At 60.7% G+C, this 16,715-nt stretch carries 12 protein-coding genes; 4 read left to right on the top strand and 8 right to left on the bottom strand.

The features are described from left to right. Positions 1–480 precede the first annotated feature (480 nt). From M2342_RS02905 to M2342_RS02890, 4 genes are all read right to left on the bottom strand, one after another. Entirely contained in the window at positions 481–1,167 is a 687-nt protein-coding gene (locus M2342_RS02905; protein ID WP_264577965.1) for a response regulator transcription factor, read from the bottom strand. Positions 1,168–1,400: 233 nt separating this feature from the next. Further along, a complete protein-coding gene (locus tag M2342_RS02900) occupies positions 1,401–1,790 on the bottom strand; it encodes a response regulator (RefSeq protein WP_264572414.1) in 390 nt (129 codons plus the stop codon). Continuing rightward, positions 1,787–4,225, bottom strand: a complete 2,439-nt coding sequence (locus M2342_RS02895; RefSeq protein WP_264577964.1) for an ATP-binding protein — start codon at positions 4,223–4,225, stop codon at positions 1,787–1,789. Before M2342_RS02895 ends, M2342_RS02900 begins: the two co-directional genes overlap by 4 nt. Before the next feature lie 1,915 nt (positions 4,226–6,140). Further along, a complete protein-coding gene (locus tag M2342_RS02890; protein ID WP_264577963.1) occupies positions 6,141–6,347 on the bottom strand; it encodes a hypothetical protein in 207 nt (68 codons plus the stop codon). Positions 6,348–6,453: 106 nt separating this feature from the next. On the opposite strand from M2342_RS02890, the gene M2342_RS02885 reads away from it, so the two are divergent. Next, positions 6,454–7,235 (top strand): IS5 family transposase gene (locus M2342_RS02885; protein ID WP_264577962.1). Its coding sequence is split into 2 segments (ribosomal slippage): positions 6,454–6,778 and positions 6,778–7,235, totalling 783 coding nucleotides; the frame shifts between segments, so codons are not numbered across the junction. An 83-nt stretch (positions 7,236–7,318) separates the two neighbouring features. Then, on the top strand, positions 7,319–8,620 hold the full coding sequence (locus tag M2342_RS02880) for an IS701 family transposase (protein ID WP_264577961.1): 1,302 nt from the start codon (positions 7,319–7,321) through the stop codon (positions 8,618–8,620). 167 nt (positions 8,621–8,787) lie between these two features. Here the strand turns inward: M2342_RS02880 and M2342_RS02875 are convergent, their stop codons facing one another. After that, complete coding sequence (locus M2342_RS02875; RefSeq protein ID WP_264577960.1) at positions 8,788–9,975, bottom strand: hypothetical protein; 1,188 nt, start codon at positions 9,973–9,975, stop codon at positions 8,788–8,790. A 243-nt stretch (positions 9,976–10,218) separates the two neighbouring features. Between M2342_RS02875 and M2342_RS02870 the strand changes: the two genes are divergently transcribed. Further along, the gene (locus M2342_RS02870; RefSeq protein WP_264577959.1) at positions 10,219–10,947 is read left to right on the top strand and encodes a GntR family transcriptional regulator; all 729 of its coding nucleotides are present in this window, start codon (positions 10,219–10,221) and stop codon (positions 10,945–10,947) included. A 138-nt stretch (positions 10,948–11,085) separates the two neighbouring features. Beyond that, complete coding sequence (locus tag M2342_RS02865; RefSeq protein WP_264577958.1) at positions 11,086–11,994, top strand: helix-turn-helix domain-containing protein; 909 nt, start codon at positions 11,086–11,088, stop codon at positions 11,992–11,994. A gap of 70 nt (positions 11,995–12,064) precedes the next feature. Here M2342_RS02865 and M2342_RS02860 read toward each other — a convergent pair whose 3' ends face one another. Genes M2342_RS02860 through M2342_RS02850 form a run of 3 tightly spaced genes read right to left on the bottom strand, consistent with a single transcriptional unit; the run spans position 12,065 to position 16,672 of the window. After that, positions 12,065–12,811: an SDR family oxidoreductase gene (locus M2342_RS02860; RefSeq protein ID WP_264575534.1), complete on the bottom strand. Its 747-nt coding sequence runs from the start codon at positions 12,809–12,811 to the stop codon at positions 12,065–12,067. Between the two features lie 34 nt (positions 12,812–12,845). Further along, positions 12,846–14,051, bottom strand: a complete 1,206-nt coding sequence (locus M2342_RS02855) for a cobalamin-independent methionine synthase II family protein (protein ID WP_264577957.1) — start codon at positions 14,049–14,051, stop codon at positions 12,846–12,848. 59 nt (positions 14,052–14,110) lie between these two features. Further along, complete coding sequence (locus M2342_RS02850) at positions 14,111–16,672, bottom strand: TonB-dependent receptor (RefSeq protein ID WP_264575532.1); 2,562 nt, start codon at positions 16,670–16,672, stop codon at positions 14,111–14,113. Positions 16,673–16,715 lie beyond the last annotated feature (43 nt).

Raw genomic sequence — 16,715 nt, 5'->3', positions numbered from 1 at the left:
ACATAATATATGTAACCCTATGTTACATATTTCACTATGTATCATCTAAGATGTATTTGAATAATGATAACGGCTTTTGCGTATCAGGAAGGTGAAGCATGAGAGGCACGGCTTCCTGTGGCTGCGAGCAAACGGGATCTACGCGATCCACCCGCTTCCCCCGGTGGACGGTGATCCCAGTGACAATGTCGATAAGGAGAGGACTAGGGATGCAGATCCCGCCGCGCATACCTGCAAGGCCCGGAGAACCCGGCTCGCGTCACCGCCACCGACGCACTGCCGAGGCGCCCCGAGCGAGATTCAGGATTCAGGCAACGGATGCAAGAGGAGCGCGGTCATCCATCAAATGGATCATCGACCGGCGAAAAAAAGCGGCGCGTGGAAACCGACACCGCGAGAAAATCATGCTCAGTTCAATATGGCGCCTTGGGAGATATATACTCCCCGCGCGGGCCTGGCTGCGCCATTCGGGCGTGCGGTTCAAGCCCGGGGATGATCGGTAGCGGTGACGACATAGCCGGTCCCCCGCGCCGCGCGGACCGGAAATGCCATGCCGGTGAAATCCTCCACCCGTCGGCGCATCCGGGAGATCAGGACATCCAATGCGCGGTTGTCCGGGTCCACATGGGTTTTCCCAAGGTTCGCATTCAACACATCACGAGAAACCGCTTGCCCGGGCGTTTCCAGCAGCGGCGCCAATATCTGGCACTCCAGCGAGGAGAGCTTGACCGATTTGCCGTTCGGCGCGGTCAAAAGCCAGGCGCGCAGGTCGAGATGCCACGAGCCCTTTTCGCCAACAGGATCTTCCTGGCTTGTCCGGCTCTTGCTGACACGTCGCGCCAGATTTCTGATAACGCTCTCAAGCTCGCGCAGATTGACGGGCTTATGCAGATAATGGTCGACCCCCATGGACAGGCTGAGCAGCTTGTCTTCTTCCGCGGTGCGTCCGGTGAGGATGATGATCCCCACTTGCGACCATGACCGAAGCCGGGCCGCAGCCATGATGCCATTCTCGCCCGGAAGATTCACATCCAGGATCACGACATCGGGCGGATCAGCCCGCCAAACATCGTCAAGATCAGCCGTATTGGCAAAGGGAGCGACCTTCATCCCGACGCCGGACAAGAACCGGCTCAATATACTCCTCAGGTCATCATCATCTTCCACGATGCTTACTAAGACACTGTCTGGCATAATGGCTCCTATCTCTCGCCTTTCAATGACTCATGCCCTCGCTAAACCCTTATGCTTTCTCAGATATTACCAAAATTACCGTAACCCCCAAACGCCGCTTCGGTCGGGTTGGTTGCTGGCCAGCCCTAACCGGGTGTGCGCCACCCTGACGGGTGGAGGTCTCTTTGCTGATGCGTAAAAGCGCGAGGGCCGTCTCGCGAAGCACCTCAAATATTGACGACCTTGCGAATATGCTGAGCCAGCGTGATCGGGTTGAAGGGTTTCAGGATGATGTCCGCCACCCCCAGTTTGCGATAGCTCGCAAGGTCCATTTCCCGCCCCATAGCCGTGATGAAGATGAAGGGCTTGCCATGAAGCCCATAGTCATGGCGCAGCGTCCCCATCAACTCCGGACCGCTCATTTTCGGCATCATCACATCTAACATGATCACGTCCGGTCGCCAGTCACTGGCATCCAATAACGCCAGAGCCTCTGCCGCGCTCCCCGCAGCGCGCAGGTCCATCGCGCGATCGAGCGATACCGCAAGCTTCACGATATGCCGGATGTCCGCGTCGTCATCGACATACAGCAAGGCAAGGGGTGCCTGACCACTCATAACCCGAGCCTGACGTGACGTTCTGCAATCACCCGGCGAATGGTCGCCTTGAGATCGGGCATGGACGCACGAGATTTCAGGAGCACCGCATCGACCGGAGTAAGATCGTCGAACCGCAAGTCCTGCGCGGAATAGATGATAACTGGAATTGCGACACCATCTGCGGTGAATAAGTCAGGCAGTAGATCGAGCCCCGTTCCGTGCTCCAAATGATAATCAAGGATCACCAGGGCGGGTTGCCGCCTGGCAAGCAGGGTGCGGGCCTGCTCCAGCGAGCGGGCCTTGAAGATTTCGGCTTCACCAGCCAACGCCATGGCCGTCACGTCTAGCGTGTCCTGGTCGTCATCTAGATGGAGGACGGTCGGCCGCTCTCTCCTATTAAGCGGGACACTGGCGGAGACAGCAGCCTTCAACCGTAGGACATCGACGGGCTTTTCGATCCAATCGACCAAATCCAGCGAGAGACGGGTCGTTGGCGCCTCAAGATCCTGCGGTGACACCACCAAAATCGAGAGGCTGTCAGGCCCCGCCTGCTGGCGCAGATCACGCGCGATCTCAAAAGCGTTGGCATCTTCCAGTGCCATGTCCAGCAGCAGCATCGTGTAACCATGCTCGGCAATGGCGTCGCGGGCTGCCATGGCATTGGTGACGAGGTGACTGGCATAGCCCTCACTCGCGAGGTCAGATTGCAGGGAAAGCCCCACCTGCGGGTCGCTCTCGCAAATCAGGATGCTGGTCTCCAGGTCCAGATCGTCGGCGACAGTCGCCGACACCGATGCGGGGAGCGAGAAAACGAAGCGTGTGCCGGCCTTCGGCAGATCCTCAAACCAGATCTTGCCGCCATGACGGCTGACGATCTCCTGTGCGATGGCAAGTCCGAGACCGGTGCCGGCAGTCCCTTCATGCTCGATAGCGCGCTCGAAGCGGCCGAAGATTCGCGAACGGAATTCCGCTGCAATGCCCGGCCCTTCGTCATCCACCTGCACGATTGCCTCGCCATCGTGCCGCCCGTGGCGCACGGTAATCTGCACACGGCCCTGCCCCGGCGTATATTTGAGCGCATTGGAAACGAGATTGCCGATCACCTGAAGAATGCGATCGTCATCCACTTCAACGATCACCGGCGCCTCCGGCACGTGACACGTCAATGCGGCGCCTTGCGAGCGGGCAAGCCCGTCGAAATTCTCGCAAGCACGCAAAGCGATATCGCGTAGATCGACCTGGGCCATCGACATCTGGAACCGCCCGGCTTCGATCCGATCAACATCGAGCATATCGTTGATCAGCCGGATCAGGCGGCGGCCATTGTTTTCCGCAATGCCGACCAGCTCGCGCGCGCCTTCGGGCAGTTCTCCGCCCGCTTCGGCGTTCAGGAGCGACAGCGCGCCGATGATCGACGTGAGCGGCGTGCGCAATTCATGACTGACCGAGGAGATGAGGTCGTTCTTCTGCTGGTCGAGACGGCGGCGCTCGGTGATGTCGCGCAGGGACATCACGAGATGGTCTCCGTCCGGCAAGCGCATGGTGCCAAGCGCGATATCGAACGGGATCATCTTGCCGCTGCGGTCGCGCACGAGTTGCTCATGGAAAAAGCTGACCTTCAACACGCCGTCGACCAGGCCAACCCGCTCGTGAAAGCTGCCGCTTCCCGGCGCAATGTCGGTGACGACACTGATGTCGCGACGATCGAGTTCGTGCCCCTCATAGCCCAGCGTGCGCGTGACGGCAGGATTGATCATCTCGATCGTCCCGCTTGGGTTGATGATGAGGATCGGATCGGCCGTACCATTGAGGATTGCCTGATTGCGCTTGGCGGCATCGTAGCTCGCCAGCGCGATACGGTATTGCGCTTGCCGTTGCCGCCACAGCAACCAAAGCATGACGGCCAACACAATGCTTCCGATGGCAAGGATGATCCACATCGCCCGCTGAATGGTCGCGGATCGCGCCTGCACAGCCTGCACGCGCTGAGCGCCCGTGGCGATCTCACGTTGCATTAACTGGCCCGCCAGTTGTTCGAACCGGGCCATCAACCGCTGACCCTGACCATCGCTGATCCGACCAAGCGCGACGGCAGTGCCCTGCGTGTCACGCAGATGGATCACCTCTTCCATCTCGGCGAATTTCGCGTCCGCCGTCTGATCGAGGTCGGATAGCTTGGCTTGCTGGACGACGTCACCGCCATACGCGCTGTGCAGCTCGCGCAATAAACGGCGCGTTGCGCGCTCGCCCTCGACAAATCGGCCTCGGAGCGCTTCATCGCCACTGATCGCATAGCCCCGCTGGCTAGTCTCAGCCGATCGCATGATGGACAGCAAATCGCTGACCTGACTTCTGCGGGTGTTAGATGCCAAGGCTTCCACACGCAGCGTTTCCCAACGGTCATATTCACTCTGCAGCCAGGTTAGGGTCGAGGCCAGCAGCAGCGGGATCATCAGCGCAGGCACCAGAAAGAGCCATACTATAGGTCGGCGCGGTCCAACACGTTTCATCCTGCCGTTCCGTCTAGCCCAAGTTTGCCGAGCCATGATTGAATCGCCCAGACAAGCCCAAAACTGGCAAATCTGCTCAAGCTTCGTTTATTTGCGACGCGGCGCACTCAGATATGCCCGAGCAGCAAATTAACTGTAGAAGCAAAGCTCATTGGATCGAGCCGCAACGCAGCGTCCATCAAAGCTCTCCCCAAAATTGCATCTTCCAGCACTCCACCCCACCTCGCATAGGAGATAGTCAGCACTAGGCAGCTACTCACTAGGTAGGGAGCTTCAGCACAGCTTCACTCTCCAATCTTACTCAATCTGCATAATGATTGTCTAAATCAACTTTGTCTAGATTGTAGATCGCAACCAAGCTACCCGATTAACTTCTCATCGTCCCGTTAATCGCAGCGGGAGATGGCGCGGGAGCGTTGGAATAGTCGAGTATTCACTCTTCCCAGTTGCCCTGCTGATAGCGCGTTTGAGCTGGACCGGACGGGTTATGAATTTTGCGGCGGTCCGTAGGGTCAGCAAAAAATCATAGTGAAACATTTGGTGTCGAGCCAGTCGACGATCTAGCCTTAACTCCTGCAAACGCGCCAAAAAGTGTATTGATGACCATATTTATGACGAAGATCAATTTTTATTAATTTTCCATTTAAAAACAACGCTGGTTAGCGTCCTCCGTCTCCGCCAGATCCTGAACCTCAGCGATCCCCCCTCAACCCAAATGCGAACCCAAAGCCCTCGAGAAAATCGCGGTTTTCATCAAATCGCGTGTCCGCCTCAGTGCGTCGGAATCGCGAACAACGTAAACCGATTTTATAACCAACCTATCAATTGATCCCGCGAAATGGCCCTCATAACTGACAGTGGGATGCGCACTCGAAACAAACTAAACGTCGAGCAGTTCAATGGCTTTGGCGTAAGCAATCCTCGGGGCGAGCATGGCTTTGGGCGAGTCGAGCATGATGGGGCGCCACTTCTGGAATATCGGCGCCTATGAGGAGATCTTCGAGATCGGCTGAACGGCCTCTTCAGACGAGACGGTCACTTGCCGTGTCTCACTGATCAGGATGGGTAAAGCCGATCAATAATCACGGGTTAATGCTACCGAACCAGCAACCGCGGCTGGCGCTCGCCAGCGATGGCGCAAGCTCATCGGACCATCCGCGTCTACGACGGCAAGACTCATCCGCATTGCAACTGGATAATCGATACGACCGGCTCAATATCATCGCAAGAGTTAAGGTGAAACGCGTTAGAGCCAGCCGGTTATCGCGGCGAAAGGATGGCACTGGATGCCAAAGATGCAAAAACCGCTGCCCGGACTTCGAAGCAACTTCTGGGAGATACCACGCGGAAGCCGTCCTTCGTTCATCCACGCCACTGGACGTCGGCTAAGTCTGACGATCCGGAAGGTCAGCTTCTGAATGGGGAATTCGCTGAATCCGACGTTGGTTCATGACATCCGACACGGCAGCTACCAGCCCATCTCCGTCGCTTAGGTTGTAGGCTTCTTCCGCAGAGAACTGTCGATCAGCCGACAAGCTTGATGCGACGACTCGGACGTCGATGGACGGCTTCGTGATCAGATCGACAAGGCGAAGCAGTGCTGGTGCATGTGCCCGCAGCCGGTAGCGCAACAAATCTCAGGCACAGCCCCTCGCGACGAAGAGTGGAAGGACTGGCATTCATCGGGGCGCTCCCCATCTGCGTATTTTCGTTTCAGTCCGCCATAGCGCGGCCTCCGGCACTGACCTGACGAACGGCGCTTTTGTCGCGATGCCGGTGTGAGCGTCTTAATGCGCGCATGCTCTGGCACTGCCCGAGCATCTCCTATCTCCAACGTTAGGCGGCGTGGACAAATTGGCTACTGCGCCAATTTCCAGATCAGGTGGCCTATGATGAAGTAGGTTGCGATGATGCCAATGGCCGCAAGAAAGCCTGAAAAGCCGGAAACGACTGTGCTGCGGAACCATCCACGCGCCGAAGCGAGCAGGCGCCTTTGCACGATTGCGTTTGTCATGGCTGCCGAGAGCACCGCGACGATCATAACGAGGATTGTCAGCACTTCCATGTAGCCGTGCTCGCACGGAACTGGGCTTTCGACAATGATTGCCGCACGGGTTAGCGATTGACGTGGCACACTTCCCTTGATTCAAGACTGCTTTTTGGAGGCAGGCTTGAGCCGGGGCGATTTGACCGAAGCGGAGTGGCGCGTTCTGAAGGACTTGCTGCCGATCGAGCCGGAGAACCGTGGCCGAGGCAGGCCACCTGAGCAGAACCGTTCGATCAGCAACGGCATTCTCTGGCGGCTCCGGTGTGGCGCTCCGTGGCGAGACGTTCCGCCAAAATATGGTAGCTGGAACACGATCTATCGCCGGTTCCGGCGCTGGAGCGAGGCCGGGGTCTGGGAAACCGTTGCCGTGACGCTGGCCGAGATCATGGCGGATACCGGCCATTACAGCATCGATAGCACCACAGTTCGCGCCCATGTCTCGGCAGCGGGCGGAAAAGGGGGACTCATCGACGCGCTCTTGGCCGCTCGCGGGGCGGGTTCACCAGTAAGCTTCGCTGCCTGGCTGATGCCCTCGGACGACCGCTTGCCTTCATCCTGACGAGCGGTGAAGCTGCGGACTGCAAGGCTTATGATGCTCTGATCGATCTGCCCGAGCGCGCACCAGATGCGTTTCTTGCAGACAAGGGCTATGACGCCGACGCCATCCGCGCTGACCTCGTCGAAAAAACGATCAAGGCCGTCATTCCGGGCAGGTCAAACCGCCGCGTAACAATTGAGTATGACCGGGCGCTCTACCGACAGCGCAACCGCATCGAACGCATGTTCGGCTATCTCAAGATCAATCGCGCCATTGCCACCCGCTACGACCAACTGGCCAACAGCTTCCTCAGCATGGTCCATCTCGCCACCGCCAGATACTGGCTCAAATTTGTCCACGCCGCCTAGGACTACTTTGGCAGAAGTGCATTTTTGAGATTCCCATGAGTCGCTTATCGTGATTCAAGATCGTCAGCGTGTGGAGGCTGGCGATGGCGGATGCTTGGCGGGATGATCTTACGGAGTGGCTTGCGCCCTTTGTGGGGATGTTGGGCGATCGGCGCAGGGCGCGGATGTGCCCGGCCTATGTCGAGGGGTTGATCGGCCCTGGTGACCGCAAGAGCGTGCAGCCGATGGCAATGCGTTCGCCGGGGATCGGCTATGATCAACTGCACCATTTCATCGGCGGTGCCTCGTGGGACAGCGCGCCATTGGAGGAGGAACTGTGCAGACAGGCTGATGCGCTTGTAGGTGGCAGCGATGCCTGGCTAATCATCGATGACACGGCTTTGCCCAAGAAGGGGCGTGCGTCGGTGGGCGTGGCGCCGCAATATGCCTCGGTGCTGGGCAAGAACGCGAACTGCCAGACGCTTGTATCGGTGACGCTGGCATCGTGCGAAGTGCCGGTCATGATCGGGTTGCGCCTGCTCCTGCCTGAGAGCTGGACCAGCGATGCGGCGCGGATGGATCGTGCCAAGGTTCCTGCAGAGGCGCGCGCCTATCGCACCAAGCCCGAGATCGCCCTTGCCGAGATCGACCGCGTGCGCAGCGCTGGTGTGCGCTTGGGCGGCATACTGGCCGACGCTGGCTATGGCCTGTCCGGCCCGTTCCGGCAGGCACTGAGCGAGCGCGGTCTGACCTGGGCAGTGAGCATACCTTACAAGCAGAAGGTCTATCCGGCCGATGTTGCCATGATCTTCCCAGTTGCTGGCCGCGGGCGGCCACGCAAGAACCATGTGCCTGACGTTGCTTCGCGTCCTGCCCAGGAAGTGCTCGAGAGCGCGAAGTGGCAGACCGTGAGCTGGCGGCGTGGGACAAAGGGCAGGCTCTCGGCGCGCTTTGCTGCCATGCGCGTGCGGGTGGCAGACGGCCCGCCGCAGCGGATCGGCGATCTCGGACAGCAGCATCTTCCCGGCGAAGAGGTCTGGCTGGTCGGCGAGCATCGTTCCACCAGCGAGCGCAAATACTACCTCAGCAATCTGCCCGCCGACACGCCGCTCAGGAAACTGGCCGGTGCCATCAAGGCCCGCTGGGTCTGCGAACAAGCCCATCAGCAACTCAAGGAAGAGCTTGGCCTCGATCACTTTGAGGGACGATCATGGCAAGGTCTTCACCGCCATACCCTCATGAGCATGATCGCGTTCGCCTTCCTGCAAGCTCGCCGCCTCAAGGCAGCGGGTCGGAAAAAAAAGAAGCCAGAGCCCGCCGCCACAGCCGACCTTGCCGGCCATCAGGCAGGCGATCCTGATCCAGCTCAGCCAGCCTCCGCCGCCAACATGCCCCCATTGCCGTAAACGATGGCGACGTATGATCCGCAGAAATCTGCCAAAGTAGTGCTAGATCAGAGTGTCAAACATCCAGCGGACCCATCAACAAAAAGCCAACCGGCGATCTCCAGATTGGGGCGATGACCAAAGGCAAGCCGATACCGGCCAATTCCATCCAATGTCGCCCTCATCTGTCACGCCACCCGTTCGATGACCAGGCACTCGTCCCGGAACCACAGGCGCCCGTGCTTTGCCAGAACCTCCCGGGTGGCCGTAAGATAGCCAGGTCTTGTCATTTGCTCGGCCACGCGCTCGTTCTCGATCTGCGCCACATAGGTTGCGGCGATCCAGGCGGAATAAAGCGCCGACGTACCGATGAGCGTGGCATCCCGGTCGCCTTCGCTGCCCAGCACGTGCATTTCGAAGCGAATCGACGCGGCTTCATCGGAAAGCGTGTCGAAGGCATAATGGGCGGTGCCGCCGGACAAGGCTGCTTGCGTGGCCCGGATCAGGTCCTGCCGGCCGTAGGGAAAGGGCTGCTCCTCCGGCCAGACCTTGCGAATGATCTCCATGGCCGGATCGTCGCCGGCGGATTGCACCACGATCAGTCGGCCGCCGGGGCGCAAGGCCCGCGCCAACGGCGCCAGCACGCGCTCAGCCTTGAACTGCACGTCGGCCTTGAGGCGAAAGGGCTGGCTCGCCAGGACCAGATCGAAATCGGCGCGTGTCGCGGCCGGGCGAGGAATGACCCGGTCGAGGATGAACCGATAGGCTTCACGATAGAGCAACAGCACAGTCGGCGTTTCTGGCGACAATGCGCCCGTCGCGGGGTTGGCCTTCATCCGCCAATGGTCCGCGAGAAACGGCATGAGAGACTGGATCTGCTGCTCCATGTCGGCAGAGGTCTCGCCGTGCAATGCGACGTCCTTCCAGACCAGCGCCTTCTGCGCCTGCGGACGGGTCCGGCGCAGCCAGGGCGCCTCGGCATAGGAGATGTTGGTGAGTGCCACGACCGTTTCGGGATGCTCGACGAAGCGATCCGGCAGCTTGTCGAGCGCGAGGCGCAAATCCTCGAGACTAATCTCCTTGCCGACCACATAGAAGGGCAAGTGCGGGAAGCGCCGGTGCATGGCGCGCAGTAGGCGCGACATCACGGTGCCGTCGCCAACGCCGGCATCGAAGAACCTCAGTGCGGGCTGCTGCGGATCGAGATGCTCAAGCTCCTGCGCGACGCGGTCGGCGATCACCAGCTTCTCGGTACAACTGTGCACGAACATCAGGTAATTCTGGCGACTGTCGTAGAAGCGTGGCTTCGGCCCGGAGGGTTGGGGCGCTTCATCCTCCGGCACGCGGTGGGGCCGGTTTCTATTCGTCAGCTGCATATCCGCTCCCCTATCGCCTCGCGAACTTTGCCTGCCCTTCGCAGGCGTAGCGAGTTGTCCATCCACGGATGGCCGGGTAAACCACATTGCATCCCACTCGTCCGAGAAGCACGGTTTCCGGGCCTTCCCAACCTGCCTCAGGCGGAACTTCCACTTCGCCAATCCGGCATGGACGCGCGATAGTATCTGCGGCGTGCCGTTCTGCCGGACAGCGCCGGCCCGGCACGCTATAAACGCCCGACGATGACCCCGCCCCCTGACTTCCCTGCCGATGAAGGCGCCGCCGACACCCGACCGTCCCGCTCGTCCGTGCGTGCCCGGCGCAAACTCCAGCGCAGGCACGGCCTGGTCGAAGACGTGTTCCAGATCATTCGCGCAGACATCATGGCTCTGCGCATTCCGCCAGACTCGCGGATCTCGATCGACAAGCTGGCCCGCGAACTCGGCATTTCGCAAACGCCGATCCGCGAGGCCTTGAGCATGCTGGAAGCGATCGGCCTGGTCGTGCGGCGCCTCTATGCCGGATATTGGTGCGCGCCGCAGCTTTCTAGGACGCAGATCGACGATCTCTTCGCCGTCCGATTGCTGCTGGAGCCGCACGCCGCCCGACATGCCGCGCGAAACATGACCGACGCGGATATGCGCGCGTTGACACGCCATGTCGCGCTGATGGACCCGCAGACCCATGTTTTCGGCTATGATGACTACGCCGATCGCGATGCGGAATTGCACGAGATGATCGCGCGCGGCAGCGGCAATACGATCATTCAAGAGACGCTGGGACGGCTGCACGCGCACCTCCACATTTTTCGCCTGAAATCGAATACCGAGGTCGCGATCGAAGCCAGCCGCGAGCATGGGCTCATCGCGCAAGCGCTGAGCCGTCGGGACGCGGACGGGGCCGAAGCCGCCATGCGGCTACACATCGGCAACTCCTATGAACGGCTGATCGGAGAGCCGCAGCAAAGCTAGGCTTGTGGCGAACCGTCTTGCGCAGGTCCATTGACTGCCAGCGCAACTAGGATATCGTATAGGAAATACGAAAAACGGTGGAGAGGACCGTCTTTTATGCGTCGAGCGAGAGCCATTGAGCCCAGTCAGGCACCTCCCGTGGTCTGGAAAGGCGGGCGGGCGCAGGTGACGGTGCACAGCCGCATCCCAAACTCCATGCTTTTGGCCGAACAACTCGGGCCGCTGTTGCTGATCCAGATGCGGTGCGGCTCCGTGACGATTTCCCGGCCGGAAGGCGCATTGACCCCCGCCGATCGTCAATCGACCTTCATCCTCGTCCTGTCCGGCGGGGCCAGCCTGCGCCATTATGGCCGGCAGATCGAACTATATCCCGGTGACATCACCATGTACGACCACAGCGCCGAATACACCCTGCACTTCGGGCAGCCGACCCAAGTGATCATGATCCGGGTGAACTCAACCGCTATCCGGCAGATTTTTCCGGTGCCCGACAGCTTCTATGGCCAGCGCATTCCTGGCGATGTGGGGCTGACATCCACCGCGCTGGCAATGGCGAAGGATCTCTCCGCCAAGCTCGAAACAAGGCCCGGTCTCCACTTCAACGAGCGTGTGGCCACGCATTTGCTGGATGTTCTGGCCACCGCCTACGCGGAAGTCATGGACGAACCATCATCCGCGACGTCGCTGATGGAACGGCGCTTCTGGAAAGTCCGCCTTTTCATCGAGGAAAATCTGCGCGACCCGTCGCTCTCTCCCTCGCTCGTGGCGGAACGGCTTAAGCTGTCCGACCGCTACCTCCGCATGATCTTCGCGGTAAGCGACGAGTCCCCATCGGCCTATATCCTGCGGCGGCGGTTGGAGGAATGCGCGCGGCAGTTCAGCGACGAGCGCTGGCGGGGCCGATCCATTACGGAGATTGCGTTCAGCTGGGGATTCAACAGCGCCCCGCATTTCACGCGCACGTTTCGCCAGCATTTTGGCATGGCGCCCAGCCAGTATCGCCTAAAACACGCGACGGAGCGCGCAGAACCGGCCCTGTTGCAGTAAATCTTGGAAAAGCGGCACCCGGGAGGGGCGCGCATAAGCCCCACTCCGGAATGACGGATTTACGCGCTCGTTATCGCGCGCCGGCCACGGCGATATTGGCCCCGGCCACATAAGAGGCCGCGTCGGAAACCAGGAACATGACGGCGGCGGAGACTTCCTCGGGCTGACCGGCCCGGCGCATCGGCAAGGCCGAGGCGATCCGGTCCAGTTTCCCGGGGACATGAATTTCGGTGTCGATCGGGCCGGGCGACACCGCGTTGACACGAATGCCCTGCGGCGCGACTTCGCGCGCGAGGCCCAGTACGAGGCTGTCCACCCCACCCTTGGTGGCCGCGTACCAGACATGCTCGCCGGGCGCGCCATAGAGCGCGGCGCGCGACGAGATCAGCACGATCGAGCCTCCTCCCCCGCCGTTCGCGGTGGACATGCGACGCACGGCCTCGCGCGCGCACAGCAAGGCGCCGGTGAGATTGACATCCACCACCTTGGCCAGGAGGTCGTCGCTCGCGTCCACAAGTGTTGAGGATTCGCCGACAATGCCGCCATTATAGACCAGCGCCGCCAGCGGGCCGACCTGATCGACGGCCGCAAAGAGCGTGGTGATATCACCGGCAACACCAGTATCCGCCTGGACCGCCTGCGCCCTTCCGCCTTCCGCCCGAATGGCATCCACCACGGCCGCTGCCATGTCCGCTCGGCCGGCATAGGTGAGCAACACATGGTAGCCCGCCTTGGCGGCGTCTCGTGCGATGGCAGCTCCAATGCCCCGGCTTCCGCCGGTCACCAGAAATACGCTGCGATCGCCTTGATCCACCATGTTTGATCCTCTTGACTCGGCATCCATACGCAAATCAGGATTTCAGGCGTTTGCTGGCGATGCGGCAGCCTTCCGCCATGGCCGACAGCTTAGCCCAGACGATCTCCTCATGCCCCACGCGCGACCCGATGCCACAATCGGTACCGGCGTGGAGATTCTCCATGCCGACCAACTTGGCGAAGTTGACCAGCCGCTCCGCGACCAGTTCCGGATGCTCGACCAGATCGGTGTAATGCCCCACCACTCCCGGCGCGAGAATCTTGCCATCGGGCAGCTTGAGCGTCTCGAACACGCGATACTCGTGAGCATGGCGCGGATTGCTCGCCTCGAACGTGTAGGTCTGCGCGTTGATCATCAGCATCAGGTCGGCGATGTGCTCAAAGCCGATATCGTTCACATGCGGACGGTGGCCACTGCCCCAGCACATGTGGAAACGGACCTGCTCCTCGGGCAATCCTTCCAGCGCGTGATTGATGACCTCGACGCAGAAGCGCAGATAATCGCGATATTCCTCGACGCTCCAGTCGGGGTAGAACATCCACGCCGTCGCGAACTCGGGCTCGTCGATCTGAACGATCAGGCCCGCATCGGTGATCGCCTTATATTCCTCGCGCATGGTCGCCGCGACCGCCATCATATAGTCGCGCTCGTCCCGATAATGCAGGTTGCGGGTGCCGGCGCCGAGGCTGAGCGGGCCGAGCGCCGCGATGAAGCCGTCCGCGCCATCCTTGCCGACCAGCGCCTTTTTGAGCGCCGCAATATCCTTCTGGATTGCTTCCTGACCGATATAGGTGACCGGCCCATCGCAGATCGCTTCCGTCTTCGAGGGCTGGGGCACGACGCCGGGCTTGGAAAAGCCGGGACGCACCGGGCCGCCCGAGCCGGCGAACCACAGGCCGGACTCATAGAAGCCGGGGAAATCGCGGCGATCCCGCTCGGCCACAAATGCGCGTTTGGGTGCGAGGCCTTCGGGCCGTTCGCGTTGCCCAAAGCCGGTGATGCGGGCCTGAATATAGCCTACATAATGGCCCATATTGGCGGCTTTGACATATTCGCCATCGTTAACGATATCGACACCGCAGGCGATCTGCTTGTCCACCACCCACTGCACCGCCAGCGGCAGTTGCTCGTCGATCTCGGCGCGATGATCGTCGGCCTTCGCCAGCAGCACGTCCAGCTTGGCGGGCCGGGGCAAGTTGCCGCCGTGGCTGCTCAGAATGTGGTCGGTAGAACGTCTCATATCAAATCAATCTCCATGGCGGTCCTCGCCAGCGCTGCCGGCGAGGACTGCGCGTTGAATTAGAAAGTCTTGCTGACCTTGAGGTACCACTCCCGCGGCGCGGCAGGCTGGCCTTGGCTGCTGGCGAAACCGATGCTGCTGTAGATGAAGTAGTTGCGATAATAGGCCTTGTTGGTGAGGTTCGTCGCACCCAGCGAGACGGACAGGCCAAGATCGTCATTCTGGTACGTCAGGCGTCCGTTGAAGGTCGAATAGGCCTTCTGGAAATAGGCGGGATCGACCGCATCAAACGGAATGCTGCCTGTGTAGAACCAGTCCAGCCGCGGCGTGACCGAGCCTGCCAGCGACGGAACCGGGACGCGATATTCGATCCCTGCATTGGCCGTCCATTCTGGAATGCCGATGCCAACGGCGGTCAGCCGGTTGGTTATCCGCCCCGGCGCGTTGAGGTCGGGCGAGGTGAATTGCGAATAGCCCAGCGACCCATTGATCAGCAGCCCCTCGACAGGCCTCGCCTCGAGCTCCAGCTCGAAGCCTTTGGCCTTGCCCGGCAGGTTCACGAAGAACGTCCGGCCAATGCACTGCACACCCTGACCGGCTGCAGCCTCCGCAGGGGTGCGGGCGCGACAGGTGGTAATGCCATTGCCATTAGCAACATCGGGAATGACGATCTGTGTGCCCGGCAATGGGCCACCGTTGGTGCCGATCTGCGCTTCCTGCCCGCTGAGGCCGAAGATGCGCGTCTTGTAATCGGTGTAGAAGGCCACCGCGTTCAGGCGCACCCGTCGGTCGAGAAACTCGGTCTTGATGCCGAGTTCATAGGCCTGCGTGCGATCGCCGGGATATTGCTGATTCTGCGAAGGCTGCAGCGGCCGCCCATTGAAGCCAGGGGCTTGCGAGCCGGTGGCCGCCGACACATACGCGATGGTCTGGGCATTGAGTTCATAGGTCAGCCCGGCCTTCCAGTCGAAGCGGCTCTCCTCGGGTTTGACATTGAACGTCAGGTTCTGGGAGAAGTTCGGATTGCCCGGATCGCGATCGTCCAGATTGGAATAATGCACGTCCTTCGCATCCTTCGAGTAGCGGCCGCCCAACACGACGGACAGGCGCTCGAACGGACGCACAGTGACATTTGCGAACACCGCCTTGCTGGTGGGCTCGTAGGTCGTGTTCTGATATTTGAGGAAACCGTTCCACGGTGAGTAGGTGACGGCCCGATTGCGGCCATCGGCATCGAACAGGAAGACACCGGCAACCCAATCCAGCCACTGGTGGCGCCCGGAAAGCCGGGCTTCCGCACTGATATATCGGGAGGTGATCGTCGCCAGCGTGTGTTCCTGGACCAACGGCGAGCCATCGGTATCGAACGCATGCGTGTCGCTGAAATTGCGATAGCCAAGGATGCCGGTGAATTCGATATCGCTCGTCAGGTCGATGGACAGCTTGCCGGAAACGCCCCAGTTCACGACATCCACGCGCGGGCTGTAGCAGACCCCGCCATGATTGGGATTGCCGTTGTAGAAGGTGCTGCCGGCAACCACCGTACCGGCGCCAACCGGATCGCAATAGGTCGCATAAGTGGAGAAGCGGTTGCCGGTCAGAAACCTGTTATCATAGGCCACGCCCAGCAGGTTGGCCTGCCCGACCCAGGACGCGCGCGTCGCGGCGCGAGAGGCATTAGTCGCGATCAGAGTATCGGCGACATTCTCCGACTGATCCTGGATATAATCGGCGGACAAAGTGAAGCGGATGCCGTCGCTCGGCTGGAATTTCAACGCGCCTCGCACCGCGCGCACGTCTTCGCCACCCAGCGTCCCGACCTGACAATCATCGGGCCGGTTGTTGGGAGAAGAGGCCAGCGTCTGGTCGACATAGGGGATGCGCCCCGCCAGCTGCGGCGTGCCATTGGCCTCCATCTGACACCGGAAATCGAGCCGCTTCACAAATCCGTCGCGCCTCTTGGAGAGAACGGAGAGCGACATGCCGAGCTTGTCCGCCACGATCGGCAGATTGATTCCGGCGCGGAAATCGCGGCGCTTGTAAGCGCCGACTGTGACGTCCACGAAGCCGGAGGCCTCGGTGAGGCTGGGCTGCTTGCTGACGAGAACGACGCCACCGGCGAGCGCGTTGCGCCCAAACAGCGTGCCCTGCGGGCCGCGCAACACCTCGACATGCTCCAGATCGAGCAAGTCGAAATTGGCGCCGAGCAGAAGCGGATAGTAGATGTCGTCGATATAGAAAGCGACGGCGGCCTCACCAGCGAGGCTCGTATCGCGCGAACCGATGCCGCGAATATAGGTCGTTACCCCCGGGCCGAAGGCACCCTGCGCCCGCGAGAAGGTGGCGTTGGGCACGACCTGCGAAATCTCCGCTGCCGACTGGATACCGCGCGTGGCGAGCGTGTCGCCCGTGACGGCGGTGATCGCAATCGGCGTATCCTGCACATTGGTCTGCTGCCGGGTGGCGGTCACGACGATATCGGAAAGGCCATTCCCCGCCGTGCTGGCCCGATCGGTTGTGCCTTGCGTCTGCTGCGCCTGCGCCGCTGCGCCGGCGCTCACCGTCGCAAGCAACATGCCGGTCAACATCATCCCCGCCTTCTTGCTAATAGCCTTCCGCATTTCACCCTCCTGAACCCCGCTTTTCTTTGCCTCGGGACCTAAA

Source organism: Sphingobium sp. B8D3A (genome assembly GCF_025961995.1).
Classification (GTDB): Bacteria; Pseudomonadota; Alphaproteobacteria; order Sphingomonadales; family Sphingomonadaceae; genus Sphingobium.
This window is presented reverse-complemented; position numbering and strand designations above follow the sequence as displayed.

Bases quoted from the DNA above. Each gene is read 5' to 3' on its own strand.
- M2342_RS02900 (WP_264572414.1), bottom strand. From the start codon at position 1,790: ATGAGTGGTCAGGCACCCCTTGCCTTGCTGTATGTCGATGACGACGCG.
- M2342_RS02890 (WP_264577963.1), bottom strand. From the start codon at position 6,347: ATGGAAGTGCTGACAATCCTCGTTATGATCGTCGCGGTGCTCTCGGCA.
- M2342_RS02880 (WP_264577961.1), top strand. From the start codon at position 7,319: ATGGCGGATGCTTGGCGGGATGATCTTACGGAGTGGCTTGCGCCCTTT.
- M2342_RS02860 (WP_264575534.1), bottom strand. From the start codon at position 12,811: ATGGTGGATCAAGGCGATCGCAGCGTATTTCTGGTGACCGGCGGAAGC.
- M2342_RS02875 (WP_264577960.1), bottom strand. From the start codon at position 9,975: ATGCAGCTGACGAATAGAAACCGGCCCCACCGCGTGCCGGAGGATGAA.
- M2342_RS02895 (WP_264577964.1), bottom strand. From the start codon at position 4,225: ATGATCCCGCTGCTGCTGGCCTCGACCCTAACCTGGCTGCAGAGTGAA.
- M2342_RS02855 (WP_264577957.1), bottom strand. From the start codon at position 14,051: ATGAGACGTTCTACCGACCACATTCTGAGCAGCCACGGCGGCAACTTG.
- M2342_RS02850 (WP_264575532.1), bottom strand. From the start codon at position 16,672: ATGCGGAAGGCTATTAGCAAGAAGGCGGGGATGATGTTGACCGGCATG.
- M2342_RS02870 (WP_264577959.1), top strand. From the start codon at position 10,219: ATGACCCCGCCCCCTGACTTCCCTGCCGATGAAGGCGCCGCCGACACC.